Annotated in this window: 21 protein-coding genes; 8 read left to right on the top strand and 13 right to left on the bottom strand. The window is 62.8% G+C overall.

Going from position 1 to position 23,501, the window contains the following annotated elements:
- The first annotated feature begins 217 nt into the window (after positions 1-217).
- Positions 218-1,267 carry an IS481 family transposase gene (locus RAK07_RS09930; RefSeq protein ID WP_305733461.1) on the top strand — a complete coding sequence of 350 codons (1,050 nt, stop codon included), beginning with the start codon at positions 218-220 and terminating at the stop codon, positions 1,265-1,267.
- 268 nt (positions 1,268-1,535) lie between these two features.
- Here RAK07_RS09930 and RAK07_RS09925 read toward each other — a convergent pair whose 3' ends face one another.
- From RAK07_RS09925 to RAK07_RS09890, 8 genes are all read right to left on the bottom strand, one after another.
- Positions 1,536-1,904: a helix-turn-helix domain-containing protein gene (locus tag RAK07_RS09925; RefSeq protein WP_305732676.1), complete on the bottom strand. Its 369-nt coding sequence runs from the start codon at positions 1,902-1,904 to the stop codon at positions 1,536-1,538.
- 14 nt (positions 1,905-1,918) lie between these two features.
- A complete protein-coding gene (locus RAK07_RS09920; protein WP_305732675.1) occupies positions 1,919-2,212 on the bottom strand; it encodes a type II toxin-antitoxin system HigB family toxin in 294 nt (97 codons plus the stop codon).
- Positions 2,213-2,330: 118 nt separating this feature from the next.
- Positions 2,331-2,924 carry a YceI family protein gene (locus RAK07_RS09915; RefSeq protein ID WP_305732674.1) on the bottom strand — a complete coding sequence of 198 codons (594 nt, stop codon included), beginning with the start codon at positions 2,922-2,924 and terminating at the stop codon, positions 2,331-2,333.
- A 45-nt stretch (positions 2,925-2,969) separates the two neighbouring features.
- A complete protein-coding gene (locus RAK07_RS09910) occupies positions 2,970-3,596 on the bottom strand; it encodes an HAD family hydrolase (protein ID WP_305732673.1) in 627 nt (208 codons plus the stop codon).
- Positions 3,593-3,904, bottom strand: a complete 312-nt coding sequence (locus RAK07_RS09905) for an HNH endonuclease (protein WP_305732672.1) — start codon at positions 3,902-3,904, stop codon at positions 3,593-3,595. Before RAK07_RS09905 ends, RAK07_RS09910 begins: the two co-directional genes overlap by 4 nt.
- A 3-nt stretch (positions 3,905-3,907) precedes the next feature.
- Positions 3,908-6,298: an endonuclease MutS2 gene (locus RAK07_RS09900; protein WP_305732671.1), complete on the bottom strand. Its 2,391-nt coding sequence runs from the start codon at positions 6,296-6,298 to the stop codon at positions 3,908-3,910.
- Positions 6,295-6,672: a peptide chain release factor family protein gene (locus RAK07_RS09895; protein ID WP_305732670.1), complete on the bottom strand. Its 378-nt coding sequence runs from the start codon at positions 6,670-6,672 to the stop codon at positions 6,295-6,297. Before RAK07_RS09895 ends, RAK07_RS09900 begins: the two co-directional genes overlap by 4 nt.
- A complete protein-coding gene (locus RAK07_RS09890) occupies positions 6,669-7,907 on the bottom strand; it encodes an EAL and HDOD domain-containing protein (RefSeq protein WP_305732669.1) in 1,239 nt (412 codons plus the stop codon). The genes RAK07_RS09895 and RAK07_RS09890 overlap by 4 nt, the downstream gene beginning before the upstream one ends.
- Before the next feature lie 183 nt (positions 7,908-8,090).
- On the opposite strand from RAK07_RS09890, the gene RAK07_RS09885 reads away from it, so the two are divergent.
- The 3 genes from RAK07_RS09885 to RAK07_RS09875 are packed head-to-tail and all read left to right on the top strand — an operon-like array spanning position 8,091 to position 10,744.
- Complete coding sequence (locus RAK07_RS09885) at positions 8,091-8,750, top strand: lysophospholipid acyltransferase family protein (protein ID WP_305732668.1); 660 nt, start codon at positions 8,091-8,093, stop codon at positions 8,748-8,750.
- A gap of 4 nt (positions 8,751-8,754) precedes the next feature.
- Positions 8,755-9,192, top strand: coding sequence for a ribonuclease HI (gene rnhA / locus RAK07_RS09880; protein ID WP_305733507.1), 438 nt, complete (start codon positions 8,755-8,757; stop codon positions 9,190-9,192).
- A 10-nt stretch (positions 9,193-9,202) separates the two neighbouring features.
- Positions 9,203-10,744, top strand: coding sequence for a hypothetical protein (locus tag RAK07_RS09875; protein ID WP_305732667.1), 1,542 nt, complete (start codon positions 9,203-9,205; stop codon positions 10,742-10,744).
- A gap of 75 nt (positions 10,745-10,819) precedes the next feature.
- On the opposite strand, the gene RAK07_RS09870 is transcribed toward RAK07_RS09875, so the two are convergent.
- The 3 genes from RAK07_RS09870 to RAK07_RS09860 form a co-directional block, all read right to left on the bottom strand.
- Entirely contained in the window at positions 10,820-12,955 is a 2,136-nt protein-coding gene (locus RAK07_RS09870) for a putative bifunctional diguanylate cyclase/phosphodiesterase (RefSeq protein ID WP_305732666.1), read from the bottom strand.
- A 6-nt stretch (positions 12,956-12,961) separates the two neighbouring features.
- Positions 12,962-14,416, bottom strand: a complete 1,455-nt coding sequence (gabD, locus tag RAK07_RS09865) for an NADP-dependent succinate-semialdehyde dehydrogenase (RefSeq protein WP_305732665.1) — start codon at positions 14,414-14,416, stop codon at positions 12,962-12,964.
- Positions 14,417-14,575: 159 nt separating this feature from the next.
- Positions 14,576-15,028, bottom strand: coding sequence for a hypothetical protein (locus RAK07_RS09860; protein ID WP_305732664.1), 453 nt, complete (start codon positions 15,026-15,028; stop codon positions 14,576-14,578).
- Positions 15,029-15,191: 163 nt separating this feature from the next.
- Between RAK07_RS09860 and asnS the strand changes: the two genes are divergently transcribed.
- The gene (gene asnS, locus RAK07_RS09855) at positions 15,192-16,583 is read left to right on the top strand and encodes an asparagine--tRNA ligase (RefSeq protein ID WP_305732663.1); all 1,392 of its coding nucleotides are present in this window, start codon (positions 15,192-15,194) and stop codon (positions 16,581-16,583) included.
- Positions 16,584-16,683: 100 nt separating this feature from the next.
- Here asnS and RAK07_RS09850 read toward each other — a convergent pair whose 3' ends face one another.
- The gene (locus RAK07_RS09850) at positions 16,684-16,962 is read right to left on the bottom strand and encodes a TatA/E family twin arginine-targeting protein translocase (protein WP_305732662.1); all 279 of its coding nucleotides are present in this window, start codon (positions 16,960-16,962) and stop codon (positions 16,684-16,686) included.
- Positions 16,963-17,158: 196 nt separating this feature from the next.
- On the opposite strand from RAK07_RS09850, the gene dusB reads away from it, so the two are divergent.
- Genes dusB through RAK07_RS09835 form a run of 3 tightly spaced genes read left to right on the top strand, consistent with a single transcriptional unit; the run spans position 17,159 to position 20,683 of the window.
- Positions 17,159-18,130 carry a tRNA dihydrouridine synthase DusB gene (gene dusB / locus RAK07_RS09845; RefSeq protein WP_305733506.1) on the top strand — a complete coding sequence of 324 codons (972 nt, stop codon included), beginning with the start codon at positions 17,159-17,161 and terminating at the stop codon, positions 18,128-18,130.
- 7 nt (positions 18,131-18,137) lie between these two features.
- Positions 18,138-19,235: a two-component system sensor histidine kinase NtrB gene (locus RAK07_RS09840; protein WP_305732661.1), complete on the top strand. Its 1,098-nt coding sequence runs from the start codon at positions 18,138-18,140 to the stop codon at positions 19,233-19,235.
- A 5-nt stretch (positions 19,236-19,240) separates the two neighbouring features.
- Positions 19,241-20,683 carry a sigma-54-dependent transcriptional regulator gene (locus tag RAK07_RS09835; RefSeq protein ID WP_305732660.1) on the top strand — a complete coding sequence of 481 codons (1,443 nt, stop codon included), beginning with the start codon at positions 19,241-19,243 and terminating at the stop codon, positions 20,681-20,683.
- Between the two features lie 132 nt (positions 20,684-20,815).
- Here RAK07_RS09835 and RAK07_RS09830 read toward each other — a convergent pair whose 3' ends face one another.
- On the bottom strand, positions 20,816-23,485 hold the full coding sequence (locus RAK07_RS09830) for a bifunctional diguanylate cyclase/phosphodiesterase (protein WP_305732659.1): 2,670 nt from the start codon (positions 23,483-23,485) through the stop codon (positions 20,816-20,818).
- Positions 23,486-23,501: the final 16 nt, after the last annotated feature.

Below are 23,501 nucleotides of genomic sequence, written 5' to 3'. Positions count from 1 at the left end.
CAAGAAGCTGGCTTGGGAAGTCATTCTTCATCAATTCGTGTCTCACAACGGCGCGGAGCAGGCATTGTCCGTCAATGCTCTCGAAATTCTTGGCATAATGACTGTAGTGTGATGGTATTCACCTGACAGTTGGCCATTTTCAGTTGGTGGCCATACTGCCCTTGAATGGTAAAAGATGAAGTTGCTCAGACTAAATCTTTCCATCAAGGAGAACAGTATGACCACCGCCGAGAAAGTATCACGAAGAAAGCTCAGTTTGCTAGAGTTGGCCGCCGATCTTTCGAATGTCAGCAAAGCCTGCAAGCTCATGGGTTATTCGCGGCAGCAGTTCTATGAAATCCGTCGAAACTATCAGACCTACGGTTCAGCCGGTCTGGTTGATCGGATGCCCGGAGCCAGAGGCCCGCATCCTAACCGAGTCGATGAATCTGTAGAGCAGGCGATTCTTGAACACTGCCTGGCTCATCCCGGTCATGGCCCGCTACGTGTTGCCAACGAGTTAGCTCTTAAAGGTACCCAGGTTAGCTCAGGAGGCGTTCGCGGAGTCTGGAGCAGGCACAACCTGCTGACCAAACAGGAACGGATGCTGCGACTTGAAAAGAGCGTCCGGGAACAGGCATTCGAACTGTCAGATGAGCAGATCAGGGCCTTGGAACGGTTCAGCCCTGAGTTCAGGGAGCGTCACATCGAAACCAGCCACACCGGCGATCTCGTAGCAGTGGACACCTTCTTTGTCGGCACCCTGAAAGGCGTCGGCAAAGTCTACCTGCAATCGGTCATTGATTGCTACTCACGCTACGCCTGGGGCAAGCTCTACACCAATAAGCTGCCGGTCACTGCTGTGCATGTGCTTAATGAAGACGTACTGCCGTTCTTTGAAGAACATGACGCCCGGATCAGCACCATCCTCTCGGATAATGGCAGGGAGTTCTGCGGCAGGCCGGACAATCATCCCTACGAGCTGTTCCTACAGCTTGAAGAGATCGAGCACCGCACCACCAAGGTCAGACGTCCGCAGAGCAATGGCTTTGTCGAACGGCTGCACAGAACCTTGCTTGACGAACACTTCCGGGTAATGGGCCGCACCAAGTGGTACGAGTCGTTGGACGAGATGCAGACCGATCTGGACACCTATCTCAAGACTTACAACTACGACCGCCCACACCAAGGCAGAAACATGCTTGGCAGGACGCCATACACGGTTTTCATAGACGGCTTGCCAAAGAACGACGATTCAGATACTGAGGACTACAAACTGGCAGCGTAAATCACGACCCATTCAAGGGCACTGTCAGGTGAATACTATCTCTGTACAAGCAGGCAGTCGTAGTCCCGGCCGGTCAGCGAGATGTTGTGCTCCCGCTGCTGCCGCCGGGATAGGGTGTCGTCTTTGCTGCGGAAGAAGAATTTCATGGCTTTTCCTCTATCAAGGCTATCTCGCCCCCATTACCCTCGCGCCGAGATCCCCGAGCTTTTCAAGGTAAGCTCCCATGACTTTCCACGGTCATCTGTGATGCTGGCGGCAAACCGGCGCATCAGGCGGCCAGCCTGCAGGGTTGAATCAGCGACTCTGCCGGAATACCGAAGCGGTTGTGCAGATTGCGAATCATGGTGAGGGAAAGCGGACGCTTATGATTCAGGATTTCCGAGACCCGCGCCCGGCTGCCCAGGGCGGCTTCGAGATCCTGGCGGGAAAGCCCCCGGCTTTCCATATGATAGCGGATGGCTTCCACCGGATCAGGAGCCGGGATGGCGAAAAGGCGCTGCTCATAGGCTTCGACCAGCGTGGCAAGTACATCCAGCCGGTCTCCTTCCGGAGTGTCCGGCTGTGCATCAAACAACTGCTCAATCTCTGCCAGTGCTGCACGGTAGTCTTCATCGGTCTTGATCGGTCGAATGTCCATGGTGGTTCTCCGTGTCACACCGTGGCGGCATCCACGGTATCATAGTCGGCGTGGGAGCCGACAAAGCGTATGTAGACGATGCCAAAGCGGTAGTTGATCGCTACAATGAGGCGGTACGCGTTTCCCTTGATGTTAAACACGACTCGATTGTTGCCGACAATGCTCGCGTTACGATAGACGGCTTTGATGGACGCCGGTGAGTCCCATCGGGCGTTCCGGGCATCTTCATACCATGCCTGCAATGGCTGGCGGGCAGAGGGATGATGCTCCCAGAAGTCGCGTAATGTTTTCAGGGCAATGATACGCATCAGACAGGTACTGTAGCATGTTACCAATTTGGTAACAATGAAAAGTGTACGGGTGAAACCAACACGGGGCCTGCCGTATTCGGCAGACCCCGTGTTCCGTTCAGGATGAATAGCAACACTACTTGGCCTTGATCAGCTCCACCTCCAGGGTGATGGTCACCTCATCCCCCACCACAACCCCGCCGGTCTCCAGGGCCTTGTTCCAGTTCAGGCCGAAGTCCTTGCGGTTGACCTTGGCACTGGCGGTGGCGCCGCTGCGCAGGTTGCCCCAGGGGTCCTTGCTTTCCTTGGACGGTCCTTCCACATCAAGCACCACTTCCCTGGTGACACCGTGCAGGGTCAGGTCGCCGGTCACTTTCAGCTTGCCGGTGCCGGCCTTGACCACCTTTGTGGACACAAAGGTCATGGCCGGGTATTTGGCTACGTCGAAGAAGTCGGGGCTGCGCAGGTGCTCGTCCCGCTTGGCCACGTTGGTGTTGATGGAGGCAGTGTCGATGCTGACCTCCACCTTGGATCTGGTGATGTCGTTTTCGTCGATCACCACGGTTCCTTTGAATTTCTCGAAAAGTCCCTTGACGTTGGCTACCATCAGGTGGCGCACTTTGAAGGCGATGCTGGAGTGTTCCTGATCAATGGTCCAGGTTGCGGCCTGGGAGAGGGTGGGGAGCGAGAGGACGGCGACAGTGGCGAGGGATGCGATCAGTCGTTTCATGGTGAATCTCCTTTCTTCCCGTTGATGGGTGCTCCTGCTGGAGCGTCAGCCGAAAACGTGGGGCAACAGCTGGCTGTGGCGCTGGATGCGGGCCAGGGCCGGCAGGTCGGATTTGTAGGCGATGAACGGGATACCGGCTGCCTCGGCGGCCCGGCGGTCCACGTCGCTGTCCCCCACGAAAAGGGCTTCACGGGGGGCAATGGCGTAGTGCTCCAGCACCTTCAGCAGCGGCTCCGGATGGGGCTTGGGGTTCTGCACATGGCCGGCGGTCATGACGCAGCCGAAGAAGCCGGTGAGGCCGAAGTCCTCGATGATCATCTCCATGGAGGCGGCGCGGTTGGTGCAGATGGCCAGTTCCACGCGTCCCTTGAGGGCCGTCAGGGTTTCCACCAGCTCCTCCTCGCGCTTCATGTGAGGCATCAGTTCACGGTAGCGGATGGTCTTGCCGATGGCCAGGGCTTCCTCCTTCTGCGGGTCGTTGCCGAAGAAGTGCTCGATAACATCCAGGTAGGAGTAGGTGTGCAGCACCCGTTCCGAAACGGCGCAGGAACGGTCGATCTCCGGCCGGCCCAGCCGCTCCATGATCCGGTTGTAGAAGAGATAGTTGGATTCGATGGAGTCCAGGATGACCCCGTCGCAGTCGTAGATGACCGCCTTGTAGCGTGCCGTCATGATTCGTCCTTCTGCCCCTGCCGGGCCTGTTCCAGGTAGTCGTCCCATTCCATCGGCAGCAGGTATTTCTTGCGGCTGTTGCACTCCTTGCAACTGGGCACCACGTTGTTGCGGCTGGCCTTGCCCCCCCGGGTGACCGGCACGATATGATCCATGGTCAGCTCTTCCGGGGGGAAACTGCCGTTGCACCAGTGGCAGCGCCCCTGGGCCAGCCGGTTCTGCCACCAGCGGCTTTTACGCAATTCCCGGGACTTTTCCCGCTCCCGCTTGATCTCAGCTTCCGACACCTCGATGATGAAGCCGTCCATGGGCTACTCCAGTTCCGCCACGGTGGCGCCGTCCCGGCCTTCATGGGGTTCGCCGGCCCGGAAGGAGGCCACCTGGGGATGCCGGCCCAAGAACTCCCGCACCGCCCGCTGCAGCGCGCCGCTCCCCATGCCGTGGACGATCCGCACCTGCCGCTGTCCCGCCAGCACCGCCTGGTCGATGAACCCTTCCAGCTCAGTCAGGGCGTCGTCCACCCGCTTGCCGATCAGGTTCAGTTCCGCAGCGGACGGGGTTTCTTCCGCGGTCCAGGCTGCTGCTTTGAAGCGCGGCGCTTTCCGCTCCCGTGCCGACGGAGCCGGGGCGGCGGGCTGCATCAGGCCATGGAGCGGCACCTCCAGTTCAATGCTGCCGGCCCGCACCCGCACCTTGTTCCGGCCGCTGTCCACGCTGACCACCTGGGCATCCCGCCCCAGGGAGCGGACATGGACCCGGTCCCCGGGTTTCAGGCTGTCGCCGGAGGGCGGGGCCTGTCCGGAGGGGGCAAAGGCCGCCTCCAGCTGGGCGGCGCGGTTGCGCAGCTTGTCGGCGGTTTCCTTGCGCCGCTCCTTGCGCAGGTCGTCCAGCAGGGCGTTCAGTTCCCGCCGGGTGGCGGTGACCACGGCGCGGGCCTCGTCGCGTCCCTGTTCAATCACGGTGCGGCGCAGCTCCTCAAGTTCTCCGCGCTGCTGCTCCAGTTCCCGCTCCCGCGTTGCCAGCCGGGCGCGTTCCGCCTGCAGCCCGGCCAGTTCCGTTGCCAGGTGGTCCCGTTTGACCCGCAGTTCGTCGATGACCCCGGCAAAGGCGGTACCGCTATCCCCCAGCAGTTCACGGGCAAAGGCCAGCACCGGTTCCGGCAGGCCGTAGCGACGGGCGGTCTCCAGGGCGTGGGACTGGCCCGGCTCCCCCATCACCAGGCGGTAGCGGGGGGTCCAGGTGCTGCTGTCGAACTCCATGCCGGCGTTGCGCATGGCCGGGGTGCGCTGCACAAAGCCGACGATCTCGGTCAAGTGGGTGGTGGCGATCACCAGGGCGCCCCGCCTGCGCAGTTCGTTCAGCACGGCGCAGCCGATGGCCGCCCCCTGCAGCGGCTCGGTGCCGGTGCCCAGTTCGTCCAGCAGCACCAGGCTGCGTTGGTCGGCCTGTCCCAGGATGCGGGCCATGGCGGCGGCATGGGCCGAGAAGGTGGAGAGGCTCTGTTCGATGGACTGTTCGTCCCCCATGTCCACCAGCAGATGGTCCAGGAGCGGCACCGTGGAGGAGGGGGAGGCGGGGATCGCCATGCCGGACAGTGCCATGAGAGTGATGAGCCCCACGGTCTTTAGGGCAATGGTCTTGCCGCCGGCGTTGGGGCCGCTGATCACAATAACCTGCGACGTTTCCCGTTCCGGTGTCTCCGTTCCGGTGGTCAGTTCGATCTCCAGCGGGACCACCGGCGGGGCGTCGGGTTGGTCGGCCCTGAGGGACAGCAGCAGGGGGTGGCGGGCGGAAAGCAGGCGAAGGCGACCGTCATCGGACAGTTCCGGCACCGCCATGGCGAACCGCTCGGCGTAGGCCGCCAGGCAGTCCAAGCGGTCCAGTTCCACCAGGGTGCCGAAGCAGGCGGCGATCCGGTCCGCATCCTCCCGTATCCAGGCGGAGAGGCGGCGCAGGATGCGGATCTCCTCGGCCTTTTCCTCGGCGGTGAGGTTTTCCAGTTCGTTGACAAAGGGGATGATCTCCAGCGGCTCCATGAAGGCGGTTTCGCCGGAAGAGGAAACGTCGTGCACCACGCCGGGCACCATCCCCTTGGAGTCCATCCGTACCGGGATCACCCAGCGGCCGGAGCGGATGGTGATGAAGTCGTCCTGCAGGAAGATGGCGGTTTCGTGCTTGCGCACGATCTCCTCCAGCTTCCTCCGCACCCGGGCCGCCAGGGTCCGCTTGGCCCTGCGGATCTCGGCCAGCTCCCGGGAGGCGCTGTCCAGGATGTTCCCCTCATCGTCCAGGGTGGCGCTGAGCGGTTCCAGGATGTCGTCCATGGCTTCCGGCTGCGGGTCGATGCTTCGCAGCAGGGGGATGTCCTGGCGGGGTGCCAGCTGCCGGGCCAGGGCGGCCAGGGATTCCAGCACCGGGATGAACTGCAGCAGCGACAACGGCGCCAGGATGGCGCCGTCGGGACGGACCTCGTCCAAAAGCGGCCGGATATCGTCGAAGCGGCCGATGGAGAGGCTGATCCGCTGGCGGGCCAGCCCCCGGATTTCCTCGATCCGGCCCCAGTGGGTACGGATGGCGGTGCTGTCCCGCAGGGGGGCCATGGCGGCCACGGCAGCGGCGGTGGTCCGGCTGCGGGCGTGGCGGGCCACGGCCTGCAGGACCTTGTCGAATTCAAGACGAAGTAGCGTGTCGGTCGGAATCATGAGGTGGTATGGTCCGTGGCTGGTGATGCGGAGGCCGAACGCCGCTGGCGGCGGGCCTTCTGTTTGCGGAGTTTGGCGATACGGTCGTCGCCCTTGGTTGCCAGGCCGCGGGAGCGGGCGATCTTGTCCAGCAGTTCGCGGCGGGCCAGGAAGCGGTTCAGCGACTGGCTCCGTTCCCGGTCGCAGCGGGCTTCAAGGCCGCTGGGCAGGTGCCGTACCTGCACTGCGGTGGAGGTTTTGTTGACATGCTGGCCCCCCCGGCCGGAGGAGCGGATGAAACGTTCCTCCAGTTCCTCCTCCCGGACGGCCAGTTCACGCATCCGCTCCTGCAGCCAGCGGTTTTTCGCATCACTGACGGCGAAGGTGGCGGTCATGTGGTCGGTGCTCCGTGCCAGTTGTAGGCCTTGAGCTGGGCTTCCATCAGCAGGTAGTAGGGAACCCGCAGCTCCTCCAGAATGGCGGTGGCACGGGAAAACTCCATCCGCTCCACCGATTCGGCCAGGTCGAGCAGCAGGCCGTAGGTTCCTTCCCGTGCTACCAGACCGCGCAGCACCTCGTCGGAGAGGTTCAGTTCACGGGAAAGCTGCTCTGTGGAGATGTCGTAGAGCGACTCCAGCAGCGAAAGGATACCGATCATGAAAGCCTGGTCGGCGGCGGTACTGTGTCCCTGCAGGCCGGGGCAGACCAGGGCCATCTGCTCCATCAGGTTGCCCCGCACGGCAGCCATGTCCACCAGTGGGTTTTCGGTGGCTTCACCATCGCCGGTGGCAAACAGGGTCAACTGCACCCAGCGCTTCATCTGGGCCCGCCCCAGCATGCTGATGGCGTGGCGCACGGTCTGGATCTTCTGCAGGCCGGCAAAGGAGACGGAGTTGACCAGCAGCAACAGTTTGTAGGTGAGGCCGGGACTGCTGCGGAAGGTCCTCTCGATGTCCGCCATCTCGGCATCGTCCGCCAGTTGGCGCATCAGGCGCAGCAGGGCCGCGCCCCCCTCGTCGATCTTCTTCTTTTCGATCACCAAGGGCTTGGCGAAGTAGTACCCCTGGAAGTAGTCGAACCCCAGGTCGAGACACTGCAGGAACTCCTGCCGGGTTTCCACCTTTTCGGCCAGCAGCTTGAAGGGGTAGGGACGGTACTGTTCGATCACCGGTTCCAGGGTTTCCACCGGCGTGGCCAGCAGGTCCACCTTGACGATGTCCACCAGGTGGTACAGCTCTTCGTACACCGGCGAGAACTGGTGATCGTCCAGGGCCAGCACGAAGCCGGCCTCCTTCAGTTCCCGGCAGCGCTCCACCAGCTCCGGGGTCACCGCCAGAGTTTCCAGCAGTTCCAGCACCATCAGCTCTTTGGGCAGCAGCTCCAGGGAGTCGCTCATCAGCAGGTCCAGTTCCAGGTTGAGGAACCCCTGGTGCCCTCCCAGAATCTGCTGGATGCCGAATCCGGAAAGGGCGTTGAGGATAACGCTGGCACTGGCCTGGGTGGCGTCGCTGACGTTGGCTTCGTTCCGGGAAGCCGCGGAGCGGAAGAGCAGTTCAAAGGCGCAGATCTGCTGGTCGCGGTTCAGAATCGGCTGGCGGCCGATCAGGTATTTCTCGTCGGAAGGGTGCATAGATGGGTAGCGTACTGTCAGGGAGATACAACAAGCAATGGAAATCTTATACGCCATATCCGGCAGGACTGCAAACAGAGTCGTTACCGGCAGAGGAGTTGCCGAAGCGGAGCAGGGCATGGTATAGCAGTGGTTCACGCTGCTGATGAAGTCAGGACCATCGTCGCTGCAAAGGAGAACAGAGTGAACGTTTCACTGCTGCGCAGGCTGTGGGTGACCTTCTCCGCCCATCTGATCGGCATGTATGCCTCAGTCCTGAACCGGCTGATCATCAAGGGAGGAGAGCATATTCCCTCCTCGGGCGGAGTGCTGCTGGCCTCCAACCATATTTCCGCCTATGAAACCATCTTTCTTCCCTGGGCCGTGCTCCGCTCCCATCCCCTGCAGATGGTCTGGGCCCCGGCCAAGGAGGAGTTGTTCCGCAATCCGGTCTCCCGGCTGCTTTACTCCTCCTGGGGGGCCTTTCCGGTGAAGCGGGGCAGGGACGTGAAGGCCGGGCGGGTGTTGAACGACCTGCTGATGGACCAGAAGGTAATGCTCTTTCCCGAAGGGACCCGGCATCGGGACGGCCGCCTGGGTCAGGGGAACCGGGGGGTGGGCAAGGTGATCTACGATACCCGTCCGGTGGTGATCCCCACCGCGCTGGTGGGGTTGAACCGCTGGAAATTCCCCAGCCTGGGGGCGAAGGGGGCCATCGTCTTCGGTGAGCCCCTGGTCTTTGACGACCTGTTTGCCCGTGAGGACAGCAAGGAGACCCACCAGTTGATCGCGGAGCGGGTGATGGAGGGAATTGCGGCCTTGCTGCACAGGGAGGGGGCCTACGTTGGCAGAGTCGAGAAGTAGTGCCCTGACCGAGGTGGAGCTGTTCTGCGACGGTGCCTGCAGCGGCAATCCCGGTCCCGGCGGCTACGGCACCATCCTGCGCTGCCGTGGCGTGGAAAAGGAATTGTCCGGTAATGCGCCGGAGACTACCAACAACCGGATGGAGCTGACCGCGGCCCTGGAGGGGCTGCTGCACCTGACCCGCCCTTGCCGGGTGACGGTGACGACCGATTCCCAGTACCTGGTGAAGGGGATGACCGAGTGGTTGGCCGGGTGGCAACGCAATAACTGGAAGAACAGCAAGAAAGAGCCGGTGCTGAACCGGGATCTCTGGGAGCGGCTGGTGCAGGCCGCCGCCCCGCATCAGGTGACCTGGCAGTGGGTGCGGGGGCATGCCGGCCACGCCGAGAACGAGCGCTGCGACGCCCTGGCCCGGGAAGCAATCGCGCAGCTGCGGCCCTGACGGAGGAGCGATGCGGGATACCGAAGCCGACGTCGGCATCAAGGATATCATCGAGTTCTACATACGGATCGACGACAGCGCCCGGGCCAAGAGCGACATCGCCAAGCTTTCCTCCAGTGACAAGGCCCGGGCCTTTGCCCTGATCGCCCACTCGGGGGCCTCGCGGGAGTTCAAGATCGAGATCGCCCGCTATTTCGTCAACGACCTGGATGCCCATATCCGGCGCAAGGCGGAACTGCTGCTGGAGGACCTGGTGCCGGGCTGGGTGGCCGACCCGGCCTCCAGCATCCTGCAGGTGATCCGCTCCGCCGAGCACAAGGGAGCGGCCCGGCGCAACGCAGCGGTCCGGTTCCTGTTCGGCATCGTGGACGTCGACTCCCTGCGCATCACCCTCACCAGCCTGCTCTCCAGCAGCAACCGCGCCCACCTGGCCGAGATCATCGAAATCGTCGAGCAGTATATCGTCGAATCGGACGATGAGCAGGAACAGGTCAAGATCTTCAACGCCTGCCTCGATATCGTCATTTCCGACGAGATCGACATGGCGGTGAAGCACCACGCCAGCAATCTGCTCTCCGCCTTTTTCAGAAAGGTGGAAAGTACCAGCCTGGGGGAACACCTCAAGGCCAAGTACATCGAGCGTCAGACCGAAAAGGCGGAGAGTGTCTACAGCTTTCTCTGCAGCGGTTCCTGTCTGCTTACTGCCGAATACCTGGAAGATCTGCTGCGCCCCCTGCAGGAGGGATGCAGACCGTACCAGCTCAAGGTGCTGGCCTACTTCGCCTACCTGCTGGGTCAGCTGCACGATGGGGCCGGTGCCGCCGCCTGCATCGACACCATGGCCGGCACCTGGGCTGCGGAAGTGGTGGGTACCACGGAACGGCTCAGCTTCTTTCGCCGCACGATCATCAAGGCGGTGGAGGAACTGTGGAACAGTACGCGGGACGACGAGGTACGGGACGCCATCATCGGGGTGGTCTACGCCGGTCATGCCGACAAGGGGGGGCTGCTGCGGATCGTCGGTGAAAAGCTTGCCACGCTTCCGCCGGAAACCGAGGCGGCGGATAAAATGCAGCGGCTGCTGCGCTGCTTCCTGAAGGCCGGCGAGGAGGAAACGTTGAAGGTGCGGGCCGCCCGGCTGCTGATAGGCTGTGACGGTGTACGGGAGCGGCTGGCAGGACTGCAGTTCCTGCGTCGCTGTCTGGATGGGGCGTTACGGGATGTTCCCGTCGACGAGCTGCGTGCCGACCTGACCGGCTGCGCCGCCGCCGTGGACGAGCAGGAGCGGGTACTGGCCGGACTGCTGCTTTTCCTGCTGGAACCGCGGCAGGTGCCGTCGGATGAGGCGGTGTTGCGGCAGCTGCTGCAACTGCTCCGCACCATTGTTGAGCAGGAGGCGGTGAGCGACGGGATGCGGGCTGTGATGGTTGCCGCCCTGCAGACCTTGAAGGAGACCGCCGCCCTTGAGGAAAAACTGCGCACGGCGGTTGCCTATCTGGTGTTCAAGCTGGAACACCCCGATGCCAAACCCACCTGGGACCAGCTGCAATAATTCCGGTTCCGACGCCCGGCGGGACCGTACCGGCGGCTCATCTCCGGCTCCCCCGGGGGCGGCTCTCCGCAGGCCTCAGGGGACGTCCGTTTCGCGGCTCTTCATGAAGCCGATCAGGTCGTGTTCCGACAGGGGCCGGCTCAAGTAGTACCCCTGCATCTCGTCACATCCCCGATCCTCCAGGAACAACAGCTGCTCCCTGGTTTCAACCCCTTCAGCGATCACCTTCAGCTTCAGCGCGTGGGCCATGCCGATGATCGCCTCGGTGATGGCGGCATCGTCCGGATCGCTCAGGATGTCGTTGACAAAGGATTTGTCGATCTTCAGACGGTCAAGCGGGAAATGCTTCAGGTAGGAGAGGGAGGAGTAGCCGGTGCCGAAGTCGTCGATGGCCAGGTGAATCCCCATGGCTTTCAGCCCCTGCAGTTTGCGGGCAACCTGCTGTTCGTTGCTGACCAGCAGGCTTTCGGTCAGTTCCAGCTCCAGCAGATCGGCATTCAGACCGCAGCCGGTCAGGGTGGTGGATACCAGGTCAACGAAATCAGGTTCGCTGAACTGGCGGCTGGAGATGTTGACCGCTACCCGCAGCGGCGGCAGGCCGTGTCGCTGCCACGAGGCGGCCTGCATGCAGGCGGTCTTGAGTACCCAGGCCCCCAGTCGGGTAATGAAGCCGTTTTCCTCGGCCAGGGGGATAAAGCGGTCCGGGGGGATCATGCCCAGCTCGGGGTGCCGCCAGCGCAGGAGCGCCTCAACGCCGATGACCGTGCCGCTCTTCAGATCGAGCTGCGGCTGGTAGTGCAGGTAGAAGTCACCCCGGTCAAGACTGATCGGCATGCTGTTGTCCAGTTTCAGCAACTGCACCGCCTGGAAGTTCATCTCCCGCGCATAGAACCGGAAGCAGTTCTTGCCGCTGCGCTTGGCTTCGTACATGGCGGTTTCGGCGCCCTTCAGCAGGGTGTCGGAGTCGGTGCCGTCTTCCGGGCTGACCGCGATGCCGATGCTGCCGGTAAGGGTGACCTGCTGACCGGACAGGCGGAACGGTTCGGTCAGGCAGGCCAGAATGCGGTAGGACATGGTGATCGCTTCGTGCCGGCTCTCCCGCTCGGGCAGGATCATGGCGAAGACGTCGCCGCCGAAGCGGCAGAGAGTGTCGCCGGTATGCAGCATCTTGCGCAGCCGCTCGGCGGTCATGATCAGGATGCGATCGCCGGTGTCGTGTCCCAGGGTGTCGTTGATCAGTTTGAAACGGTCGATACCGAAAAACAGGACTGCGGTGATGGTGGAGGCATTGCTGCGGCTCTGCTGGGTGGTGAGCGCAAGGGAAAGGCGGTCGGTGAACAGTGAACGGTTGGGCAGGCCGGTGAGCAGATCGTGCAGCACCAGGTGGGAAACCTGTTCCGCCAACTGTTTCCGTTCAGTGATGTCGGTGCTGCTTCCCCGCCGTCCCAGGCAGTTGCCCTGTTCATCGTAGATCGGCTGGAAGGCGTGACGTACCCAGCGGACGGTTCCGTCCCTGGTGATGATCCGGTATTCAATTTCGTCGGAGATACAGCAGGCGTCGCTATCCGCCGTAATATGCAGCGGTGCGGTGATGCCGCGGTCGGCGGGGTGGATCATCTCCAGCAGCAATTCGGGGCGGGAGGCGAGTTCCTCGCGACTGTAGCCGGTGACGTCCTTGCAGGCGGGGGAGGCGAACTCGAAGCTGCCGTCAGGACGCTGCCAGTAGGTAAAGTCGGCGGCCGACTCGGTAACGATGCGGTACCGTTGCTCGTTTTCCTGTACGGCCCGGCAGTGCCGCTCCAGCTCCTCGATCATGGTGTTGAAAGCGGCGGCCAACTGGCCGATGTCGTCGCGTTCCGTCAGGTGCAGGTAGCGATCATCCCCGCTTTTCTGCGGCAGCTGCTGCATGTGCCTGGTCAGTACGGTCAGGGGGCGGGTGAGCAGGCGAACCAGCAGGGTGACCAGCAGGGCCACCAGGGCGGTGCCGATGGCGGTGGCGGCCAGGAAACGATGGCGGGCGGTCTGCAGGATGACGGTGAAGTGTTCCGGCGTGACGCTCTCGGCGGCAACCGGGGTGTCTTTCAGAATGCGGCTGTATTCCCGGAAGACCTGCTCCACAGTGAGCAGGGCCGTGCCCAGCATCAGCAGCAGGACCAGGCCGGTGACTGCCAGGGTAATCCGTGCGCGCAGCGAGAAGTGAAAGCGGTTCATGAGGTGTCAGATGCCGCCCATGCAGAGATATTTGACTTCCACGAACTCGTCGATGCCGTAGTGGGAACCTTCCCGACCGAGACCCGATTCCTTGACCCCACCGAAGGGGGCCACCTCGGTGGAGAGCAGACCGGTATTGATTCCCACCATGCCGTACTCAAGCGCCTCGGCCACTCGCCAGACCCGACCGATGTCACGGGTGTAGAAGTAGGAGGCCAGGCCGAACTCGGTGTCGTTGGCCATCCGCATCGCCTCCTCCTCGCTGGTGAAGCGGAAGATCGGCGCCAGCGGGCCGAAGGTTTCTTCCCGGGCCACCAGCATTTCGGGGGTGACGTTGCAGAGGATGGTGGGCTCGAAGAAGGTCCCCCCCAGGGGGTGGCGCTTGCCCCCCAGCCGGATGGTGGCACCCTTGGCAACGGCATCGGCGATATGCTCCTCAACCTTCTGCACCGAGGCTTCGTCGATCAGCGGCCCCTGCTGGACCTCGTCGGTCAGGCCGTTGCCGACCCGCATGCGGGCCACGGCCGCGGCCAGTTTTTCGACAAAGGCGTCGTAGACACCAGCCTGCACCAGCAGGCGGTTGGTGCAGACGCAGGTCTGGCCGGTGTTGCGGTACTTGGAGGCCACGGCCCCCTCCACGGCGGCGTCCAGGTCGGCGTCGTCAAAGACGATGAAGGGGGCGTTCCCCCCCAGTTCCATGGAAACCTTCTTCATGGTGCCGGCGCACTGGGCGGTTAGTTGCTTGCCGATCTCGGTGGAGCCGGTGAAGGTCAGCTTGCGCACCAGGGGGTTGCCGGTCATCTCGTCGCCGATCTGCTTGGAGGAACCGGTGATCACGCTGAAGACGCCGGCCGGGATGCCGGCCCGCTCCCCCAGCTCCGCCAGGGCAAGGGCGGAGAACGGTGTGGCGGTGGCCGGCTTGACCACCATGGTGCAGCCGGCAGCCAGGGCCGGACCGGCCTTGCGGGTGATCATGGCGGCGGGGAAGTTCCACGGGGTGATGGCGGCGCAGACCCCGATCGGCTCCTTGGTGACTACAATCCGCTTGTCACGGGCATAGCCGGGGATGGTGTCGCCGTACACCCGCTTCCCCTCCTCGGCGAACCATTCGATGAAGGAGGCGGCATAGGCGATCTCGCCGCGGGATTCGGCCAGGGGCTTCCCCTGTTCGGCGGTCATGATGACGGCCAGGTCTTCCTGGTTGGCCATGATCAGCTCGAACCAGCGGCGCAGGATGGCTGCACGTTCCTTGGCGGTGCGGGCCCGCCACTCCGGAAAGGCGACATGGGCGGCCTCGATGGCGCGACGGGTTTCAGAGGTGCCCATGCGGGGGACGGTGCCGATAATCCGGCCATCAGCCGGGTTGACGACGTCGATGGTGCCATCCGTGTCGGCATGCAGCCACTGGCCGTTCAGGTAGCACTGCTGCCGCAGAAGCGCGGGATCGGAAAGTGTGAGCACGGGAGACCTCCGGAAAAATACGAATTCTATGACATAGGTCATGTACACGCAGTTTTCTGCGCACGATACCATGTTTTACACGGTGCGTACAGCCCCTGTATACGCGAACGGGCCGATGAATTTTACATCGGCCCGTCAGGAATACGGTGCGTCACGCGTCTAGTTGTTCTTTCCCCTGCCTTTTCCCTTCCCCTTGCCATGTCCGCCACCGGCACCCCCTTCCGGATCGCCGGTTAGTTTGAAGTCACCGCGCTTGAGGGCATGGAACTCGGCGGAACCGGGTTTAATGCCCAGCTCCTTGGCGATGGCGCCCCATCCCTTGCTTTTGGAGCGCTGGTAGGTGCGTAGCACCGTTTCCGGCTCTTTTCGGGACATCTGGCCCAGTTGCAGACACATGAAGGCATCGGCGGAGTTGTCCACTGTTTTGAGGAGCGCTTGTACCCGAACTTCCGGAATGCCGAACTGGGCGCTCAGTTTGGCGCTGAAGCCGTTCATGTCGGCACGAGCCTGGACGTTCAGGCTGGAGAGGAAGCTGTCCAGGTCGGCGTGGGCCGGCACCGTCACCCCGATGGTCAGCAGAAACAGGGCGGCTGCCGTGATGATCGTACGCATGGTTTCACCTCCGTGGTACAGAGCGTTGCTACTGCGGCCTCACTGTAGACCGCCGTGCCGTCTCTGTCAACCGACGTCGCCGCACGGACGCGCCATTGACAGGGCCGGGCGTCCTGCGGCATAAACAAGAAAATGAGTGTTTCGTGTGCAAAGGAGGAGGTTCATGGCGCGTCCCATCCGTATCGGCCGCTTGGTGCAGATGCCCTCCGCCGGAGGCCGTTGGACGGTTGCCGGCTGGGTCCGTTCCCTCCGGGTTTCCGGTGATGTTGCCTTTATCGTGCTGAATGACGGCAGTACGCTGGCGGGGTTGCAACTGGTGCTGGACCGTTCCCGGCTGCCGCTCTTTGAAGAGGTGTGCCGGATCGGCACCGGTGCGGCCCTGCGTGCCACGGGCGAGCTGGTCGATTCGCCGGCGGCGGGACAGCGCTTTGAGTTGCGAGTGACGGAGCTGGTACAGGTGGGGGACGCGCCCGCCGACTACCCGCTGCAGAAGAAACGGCACAGCTTCGAATATCTGCGCGGCATCGCCCACCTGCGTCCCCGTACCACTACCTACGGCGCCGTTTTCCGGTTGCGCTCCCGGCTGGCTCAGGCGATCCACCGTTTTTTCGAGGAGCGGGATTTTCTCTGGCTCCATGCGCCGATCATCACCGCCAGCGACTGCGAGGGGGCGGGAGAGCTGTTCCGGGTCACCACCCTGCCACCCAACGGGGCACCACGCAACGATGGTGGGGAGATCGATTTCAGTCGCGATTTTTTCGGCAGAAAGACCGGCCTGACGGTCAGCGGTCAGTTGGAGGCGGAGCTGTTTGCCCAGGCATTCGGCAACGTCTATACCTTTGGCCCCACCTTTCGGGCGGAGAATTCCAACACCCCCCGCCATGCCGCCGAATTCTGGATGATCGAGCCGGAGATGGCCTTTGCCGACCTGGCCGATGTGGCCAGCCTGGCCGAGGAGTTCGTCCGTTTCCTGTGCCGGTTTGCGCTTGATTCGTGCCCGGAGGAGATGACCTTTTTCGATCGCCAGATCGAGCCGGGCCTGCTTGCACGGGTGCGGGCCGTGGCCGAGGCCGACTTTGCCCGGATGGAGTACGACGAGGCGATCCGTCACCTGGAACGGGCACCGGTGTCGTTCCAATTCCCCGTACAGTGGGGGTTGGACCTGCAGACCGAGCACGAACGCTACCTGACGGAAACCGTGGTGGGTGGTCCGCTCTTCGTGCTGAACTATCCCCGGGAGATCAAAGCGTTCTACATGCGCCGGAACGACGACGGCCGCACCGTGGCGGCCATGGACCTGCTGGTGCCCAAGGTGGGGGAAATCATCGGCGGCAGTCAGCGGGAGGAACGGCTGGATCGACTCACTGAGCGGATGGCCGAACTGGAGATGGACCAGGCGGCGCTCTGGTGGTACCTGGACTCCCGCCGCTGGGGCAGTACTCCCCATGCCGGTTTCGGCCTGGGGTTCGAGCGTCTGCTCATGTATCTGTCCGGCATGGAGAATATCCGGGATGTCATCCCGTTTCCGCGAACACCCCGCCATGCTGAGTTCTGACGGTTTCGTGCGGAGGTCGTTGCGCTAGATGGGGGCGGAAACGACAACGGGCCGGAGGCGTTCCCCTCCGGCCCGTTGATTGTCCGGTGCTGCTGAAGAATCAGGCAGACTTCGTGCTTTCGCCTGGTGCAGTATTTTTTTCGGCAGTGGCGGCGGGCGCCGGTTGGGCCGCTGCGGGTTGCTCGGCTTTCCGCTCGTCCTGCGCTTCGATGTTCCGGGCCTCTTCCTGGATGTTGCGCTGGAAATCCTCCGAAGCCTTCTTGAACTCCGCCAGTCCCTTGCCCAGTGATTTGGCCATGTCGGGAAGCTTGTGCGGGCCGATCACGATCAGCGCGATGACCAGTATGACGATCAGTTCCGGCATGCCGATTCCAAACATACGCTAACTCCTGTCCAACGTGATGAGGTGGTGCGCTTCAGGGGGTATTAAACCGTGCCGTGACTGAATAGGCAACAAAAAAATGCCGCGACGCACCGCAGGGGGCCCCTGCCGTTTGCGCTGCCCGCCATTCGTGCTACTATGCATAAAAATTATACACAAGTGCACAAAAAATTAACAGGAGTACCTCGTGTCATTGTTACGCCCCCTGGTCATCGGGCAGCTTGTGCTGCCCCACAACGTGCTGCTTGCTCCCCTTGCGGGCATTACCAATCACGCTTTCCGGCTGATCTGCCGCCGGGAGGGGGCCTGTCTGGCTTTTACGGAGATGGTCAGCGTCAACGGCATGGTTCGTGAAGGGGAAAAGACCTGGGAACTCCTGCAGAGCAGCGATGAAGACCGTCCCCTGGGGGTCCAGTTGTTCGGTGACGATCCGGAGCTGCTGGCCCGGGCGGCAGAGCTGGTGGGGGATCGGGCCGATCTGATCGATATCAATATGGGGTGTCCGGTGCGCAAGGTGGTGGGTACCGGCGCCGGCAGCGCCCTGCTGAAAGATACGGCACGCATTGCCGCAATCGTCAAGGCTGTCCGTCGCGCTACCCGGCTGCCGCTGACCATCAAGATACGTACCGGCTGGGACCGTCAGGACGAAACCTGGCGGGAAGCGGGCAGGATTGCCGAGGCGGAAGGGTGCGATGCCATTACCCTGCATCCCCGCAGCCGCTCCCAGATGTTCGAGGGGAGCGCCGACTGGAGCAGGATCGCGGCCCTGAAAGCGTTGGTGGGAATTCCGGTGATCGGCAGCGGTGACCTCTTTACCGCCGAGGATTGCCGCCGGATGCTGGCTGAGACCGGCTGCGACGGCATCATGGCGGCACGGGGGGCCATGGGGAACCCTTGGATTTTTCGCCAGGCCCGGGAACTGCTGGAAGGGCGACCGGTACGCCTGATCGGTCCGGCGGAACGTGCGACAACGGCCCGCAGTCATCTGGAGCTGTTCGTGGAACAGGCAGGCGCCGCGGTGGCATTGCGGGAGATGAAGAAACACCTGGGATGGTACATTCACGGTATCAGCGGTGCCGCGTCACTGCGTCGGGCGGCGCACGGCGCCCGTAGTCTGGAGGAGTTGCGGGAGCTGCTCGACAGGATCGGCGGGATGGGAGCATGACGGAACGGTGGAAACGGATCTGAGCCAATACGCCGCCACGGTGCTGGACAGCGTGGGGGACGGGGTGATCGTGGTGAGCCGGGAAGGAACGGTGACCTTGATGAACCCGGCTGCCGAGGAGATGACCGGCCGCTCGCGCCGTCAGGTGCAGGGTACTCCCTTCAGCAGCGCATTCGGCGCCGAGCCGCTGCTGGTGGAGATGGTGGAGCGGACGGCGGCCAGCGGTGTTTCCCTTTCCGACCAGGACAATATCGTGCTGCGCGCTCCCGGTCGCCTGATTCCGGCCAACGCCACCACTTTTCCGCTGCTCAAGGCCGATGGTGAAGCGATCGGCGTGATTCTGACCCTGCGGGACCTGACCTCCATCCGGGAACTGGAGGCGGCGGTGCGGCAGGCGGATCGGCTCTCCACCCTGGGGACCCTGGCGGCGGGACTGGCCCACGAAGTGAAGAATCCCCTGGGCGGTATCAAGGGGGCGGCCCAGCTGCTGGAGCGGGAGCTGGACCCGGAGAGCGACCTGCTGGAGTATCCGCGGGTGATGATCCGGGAGGCGGAGCGGATCGACCGGATCATCCGCCAGCTGCTGGAGCTGGCCTCACCCCGGGGGCCCCGCTACTTGCCGGTGAACCTGCACCGGGTGCTGGGGGATATCATCCTGCTGCAGCGGGAAGCGGCGGACAGCCGTGATGTCTCCATCTGCACCGGTTTCGACCCCAGCATTCCGCCTTTGATGGCCGATGAGGCCCAGCTGATCCAGGTCTTTCTGAATCTGATCCGCAACGCCCTGGAGTCCATGACCGAGGGGGGACGGCTGACCGTCACCAGTCGGGTGCTGGGGGAGTACAGCCTGACCAGTCCCCTGGGACGTTCCCGCATGGTGGCGGTTGATATTTCCGATACCGGCCCCGGCATTGCCGAGGAGAACCTGGCCAAGGTGGGGACTCCCTTCTACAGCACCAAAGATGGCGGCACCGGGTTGGGACTGGCCATCTGCCAGAAGATCGTGGCGGAACACCGGGGAATGCTCAAGATCGACTCCCGGCTGGGGGAGGGAACCCGCGTCAGTGTGTTGCTTCCCTTGATCCAGCCGCCGGCGAAAGGATGACAACCATGGCACTGCATCGGATACTGGTGGCGGACGACGAAGAGAGCATGCGCTGGGTTCTGTCCAAGGCGCTGCGCAAGAAGGGATACACCGTCGAGCTGGCGGCCGACGGCAACCAGGCGTTGCGCATGGTCCGGGAGCAGTCCTACGATCTGGCGATCGTCGATATCAAGATGCCGGGTATGACCGGCCTTGAATTCCTCGACAAGGCTCGGGAGTTGCGCCCCGACCTGCTGGTGGTGGTGATGACCGCCGAGGCCAGCATGAAGAACGCCGTGGAGGCGATGAAGCGGGGGGCCTACGATTACATTACCAAACCGTTCGACCTGGAGGTGGTGGATGCCATCATCGAGAAGGTGGGACGGGCGCGGGACGTCAGCAACCAGGTGTCCCTGCTCAAGCAGGAGCTCAAAGACCGCTACCAGGTGGAGAAGAACATCATCGGCAACTCCCCGGCCATGCAAGAGGTCTACAAGACCATCGGCAAGGTGGCCGCCAGCGACGTGACCGTGCTGATCCAGGGGGAGTCCGGCACCGGCAAGGAGCTGATCGCCCGGGCGATCCATTTCAACTCCACCCGGCTGGGCAAGCCGTTCGTGGCGATCAACTGCGCCGCCATTCCGCGCGACCTGCTGGAAAGCGAACTGTTCGGCAGCGAGCGGGGGGCCTTTACCGGCTCCACCGAGCGCAAGACCGGCAAGTTCGAGCAGGCCAACCACGGCACCATCTTCCTGGACGAGATCGGCGACATGCCGCTGGACCTGCAGGCCAAGATCCTGCGGGTGCTGCAGGAGCAGGAGATCACCCGTATCGGCGGTTCCCAGAACATTGCGGTTGACGTACGGGTGGTGGCGGCCACCAACCAGGAGCTGCTGGAAAAGGTGCGTAACCGTGAATTCCGTGAAGACCTCTTCTACCGGCTCAATGTGGTGCCGCTGCACCTGGTGCCGTTGCGGGAGCGGCGAGAGGATATTCCGGCCCTGGTCGAGTATTTTCTGGAGCGGGCCTGCGCTGAGATGGAAGTGCCTGCAAAGCAGTGCAGCGGGGAAGCACTGGAGCTGCTGTGCAGCCACTCCTGGCCCGGTAACGTCCGGGAGCTGGAAAACACCATCAAGCGGGCGGTGATCCTCTCCGGCGACCCGCTGCTCACCCCCCAGGATTTCAACGGGCTCAGCGAACGACAGGCCACCATCCATGCCGCTCCCCAGGAGCAGTCCCTGGAAGCGCTGGTGGAGGCGAAGCTGCGTACCGCCTTCTTCGGCATCGAAAAGCTGGAAAAGGGGGATATCTACGATCGCGTGCTGGAGCAGGTGGAGCGGCCGCTGATCCGCTACACCCTGGAAAAGACCCGGGGCAACCAGGTGCGCACCGCCGATATCCTGGGGATCAACCGCAACACCCTGCGCAAGAAGATCACCGAACTGGGGATACAGATCAAAAAGGACTGACCGCTTTCAGATCAATGAGTCTTTCTCGCGGGGGCATTACCGTTCGACGTAGTGACGCATCGTGCATGAAACGCCAACGGGCGCCGGTAACGGCGCCCGTTTTTTTTGTTTTAAGCTCAGTAATTTGGAGGATTAAAGCGATTCGTCCCCCGCAGTGATGGTATGCACGATGGCGGGCAGCTCATCGGCAGGGACCGGCCGGGAGTAAATGAACCCCTGCACGAAAGCACAGCCCAACTCGCGCAGGATGGCCAGTTGCTCCTGCTGTTCCACCCCTTCGGCCACGGTCTGCATGTCCAGGTTGTTGGCCAGGGCCACCACTGACTGGGCAATGGCCCGGTCGCCGGAGTCGTGGGCGAGGTCACGCACGAAGGTGCGGTCGATTTTCAGCACCGTTACCGGGAAGTTTTTGAGGTAGGCCAGGGAGGAGTAGCCGGTGCCGAAGTCGTCGATGGCGATACCGCAGCCCAGGGAACGGAGTTGCTCCAGAATCCAGGTGGCTTCGTTCGGCTTTTCCACCAGGGCGCTTTCGGTCAGTTCCAGCTCCAGCTGCTCGGCCAACATGCCGGTTTTATCCAGAATGGCGGTGATCCGCTCGATCAGGGTGGGGGACTTGAACTGAACCGAGGAAAGGTTGACCGCCATGGTCAGCGACAACCCCTGCTCCTGCCAGAGTACCTGCTGGCGGCAAGCGGTTTCCAACACCCATTCGCCGATCGGGATGATCATGCGGGTTTCCTCGGCCAAGGGAATGAAGCGCAGTGGCGAGACCATGCCGAACTCCGGGCTGTTCCAGCGTACCAGGGCCTCGACCCCCGTCACTTTGCCGGTGGCGAGTGATATCTTGGGCTGGTACAGCACCAGCAGTTCGTTCTTCTCAAGCACCTGGCGCAGGCGCTGCTCAAGGGCGATCCGGTTGCGGCTGGCGCTGTTCAGTTCCTCGTCGAAGAAGGAGAAGGTGTTCTTTCCCTCCCCCTTGGCGTGGTAGAGGGCGATATCGGCGTTTTTCTCGAGGGTGCGGGTGTCGTCACCGTTTTTGGGGAAGAGGGCGATACCGATGCTGGCGGTGACCACCACTTCGGAATCGTCCAACTGCACCGGCTGGGCGGTCTGTTCCAGCAGGCGATGGGCCACTACGACCGCATCTTCGTCATGGTGGACGTCATGGAGGATCACGGCGAACTCGTCGCCCCCCATGCGGCAGACCAGGTCGTCGTCACGCAACAGCGAGGTATAGCGGGTGGCCATTTCCTTGAGCAGCCGGTCCCCGGCCGGATGCCCCAGGTTGTCGTTGACATGCTTGAAGCCGTCCAGGTCGAGGTACAGCAGCGCCATGCCGCTTCCCTGGCGGCGGCTGCGCTTGAGGGCGATCTCCAGGCGGTCCTGCAGCATGCGACGGTTGGGCAGGTCGGTGAGGGGGTCGTAGTAGGCCAAGTGTTCGATGGTGGCTTCAGCGTTCTTGCGGTCGTTGATGTCTTCGACATTGGCGATGAAATGGGTGATTTCCCCCTGGTCGTCCCGCAGTGGGCTGATGGAGGCGATGGACCAGTACAGTTCGCCGTTCTTGCGGCGGTTGAGCAACTCGCCGCGCCACTCCGAACCGCTCAGAATGGTACGCCAGAGGTTGTCGAACACTTCGCGGGGGGTAGCCTCGGACTTGAGGATGCGGGGATTCTGGCCCACGGCCTCGTCGATGCCGTAGCCGGTCAACTGACAGAACTTGCGGTTGACGTATTCGATGGTGCCGTTCTTGTCGGTAATCATCACGGCACTGGCACTGTTTTCGATGCCGTGGGTCAGTTTGCGCAGCTTGGCGTTGGCTGCCGCGGTCTGCTGCAACTGGACCCGTTTCGACTGCTGGTAGCGGGCCAGCAGGTATGACGATACCAGGATGATACTGAACAGCACCAGGGTCTGGTTACGCAGGTGCGCCCGCCAGCCGCTGAATATGCTGGCATCGCTCCGGGAAGCGGCCACGATGATCGGCTTGTCGGTTTTCGGTTCGTCCACAACGGCCGTGCGCAGGGCAACCATCCGCTCGTCACCGGTGGCGCGGAACAGGCCGTGGTAAAGGTTTTCCACGGCACCGCTGGCGCGATGTCGTGAAAACAGGGTGCCGGGCAGGGCAAGGTTCTTGCCGGCCAGTTCTTTCCATTCCGGCGCCATGGTAAAGAGCAGGCCGTCGCCGTGGATGATCGCGGACACCATATCCCCGCTGTAGTTGATCGAGCCGAGCAGGGCGGTGAAGTGATCCGGGTCCAGGGTGGCGGCCACAATCCCGCCGAATGCGCCGTCCTGCCCCGGGATGATCCGTACCAGGTTCATGCCCCAGCTGCCCAGGACGGTCTGGAAGGGAGGGGCTACGAAAAGGATATCGTCGCCGGAGGCTTCCCGGGGAATTCTGAAGTAGTCGCGATAGACCACTGACGTTCCCACCAGTTCCGGACGATTGGAAAATCTGATGCGTCCGGCACTGTCCACCCCCAGGAAGGTGCGAACGCCCGGAATCAGCGACTCCAACTGCTTCAGGCTGCTGGTGGTGGCAATAGCGCTCCAGCGTTGCGGCGGCACGCCGCGCAGACCGCTGCGCAACGTGAGCAGCACCCGGTCTGTTGCCCCGATGGAGTTGGAAATATTTTCGGCAACCACCCGCGCCTGGGTTTTCAAACGCTGCTGCTCAATGGCCTCCGTATCCCGGTAGCCTTTGTAGAGGTTGTGCACGACCGCTCCCCCCAGGAGAAAGAACGCTATCCCCAGGACGCCCCACTGTTTGAGAAACGTGTTGTTGGGTGGTGCGGACATGCCTGTAACCTTTCAG

Origin of the sequence: Trichlorobacter ammonificans, from assembly GCF_933509905.1 — a bacterium.
GTDB lineage: Bacteria > Desulfobacterota > Desulfuromonadia > Geobacterales > Pseudopelobacteraceae > Trichlorobacter > Trichlorobacter ammonificans.
This window is presented reverse-complemented; position numbering and strand designations above follow the sequence as displayed.

Excerpts from the sequence above, each read along its gene's own strand:
- RAK07_RS09930 (WP_305733461.1), top strand. The coding sequence starts at position 218 with ATGACCACCGCCGAGAAAGTATCACGAAGAAAGCTCAGTTTGCTAGAG.
- RAK07_RS09925 (WP_305732676.1), bottom strand. The coding sequence starts at position 1,904 with ATGGACATTCGACCGATCAAGACCGATGAAGACTACCGTGCAGCACTG.
- RAK07_RS09920 (WP_305732675.1), bottom strand. The coding sequence starts at position 2,212 with ATGCGTATCATTGCCCTGAAAACATTACGCGACTTCTGGGAGCATCAT.
- RAK07_RS09915 (WP_305732674.1), bottom strand. The coding sequence starts at position 2,924 with ATGAAACGACTGATCGCATCCCTCGCCACTGTCGCCGTCCTCTCGCTC.
- RAK07_RS09910 (WP_305732673.1), bottom strand. The coding sequence starts at position 3,596 with ATGACGGCACGCTACAAGGCGGTCATCTACGACTGCGACGGGGTCATC.
- RAK07_RS09905 (WP_305732672.1), bottom strand. The coding sequence starts at position 3,904 with ATGGACGGCTTCATCATCGAGGTGTCGGAAGCTGAGATCAAGCGGGAG.
- RAK07_RS09900 (WP_305732671.1), bottom strand. The coding sequence starts at position 6,298 with ATGATTCCGACCGACACGCTACTTCGTCTTGAATTCGACAAGGTCCTG.
- RAK07_RS09895 (WP_305732670.1), bottom strand. The coding sequence starts at position 6,672 with ATGACCGCCACCTTCGCCGTCAGTGATGCGAAAAACCGCTGGCTGCAG.
- RAK07_RS09890 (WP_305732669.1), bottom strand. The coding sequence starts at position 7,907 with ATGCACCCTTCCGACGAGAAATACCTGATCGGCCGCCAGCCGATTCTG.
- RAK07_RS09875 (WP_305732667.1), top strand. The coding sequence starts at position 9,203 with ATGCGGGATACCGAAGCCGACGTCGGCATCAAGGATATCATCGAGTTC.
- RAK07_RS09870 (WP_305732666.1), bottom strand. The coding sequence starts at position 12,955 with ATGAACCGCTTTCACTTCTCGCTGCGCGCACGGATTACCCTGGCAGTC.
- RAK07_RS09860 (WP_305732664.1), bottom strand. The coding sequence starts at position 15,028 with ATGCGTACGATCATCACGGCAGCCGCCCTGTTTCTGCTGACCATCGGG.
- asnS (WP_305732663.1), top strand. The coding sequence starts at position 15,192 with ATGGCGCGTCCCATCCGTATCGGCCGCTTGGTGCAGATGCCCTCCGCC.
- RAK07_RS09850 (WP_305732662.1), bottom strand. The coding sequence starts at position 16,962 with ATGTTTGGAATCGGCATGCCGGAACTGATCGTCATACTGGTCATCGCG.
- RAK07_RS09835 (WP_305732660.1), top strand. The coding sequence starts at position 19,241 with ATGGCACTGCATCGGATACTGGTGGCGGACGACGAAGAGAGCATGCGC.
- RAK07_RS09830 (WP_305732659.1), bottom strand. The coding sequence starts at position 23,485 with ATGTCCGCACCACCCAACAACACGTTTCTCAAACAGTGGGGCGTCCTG.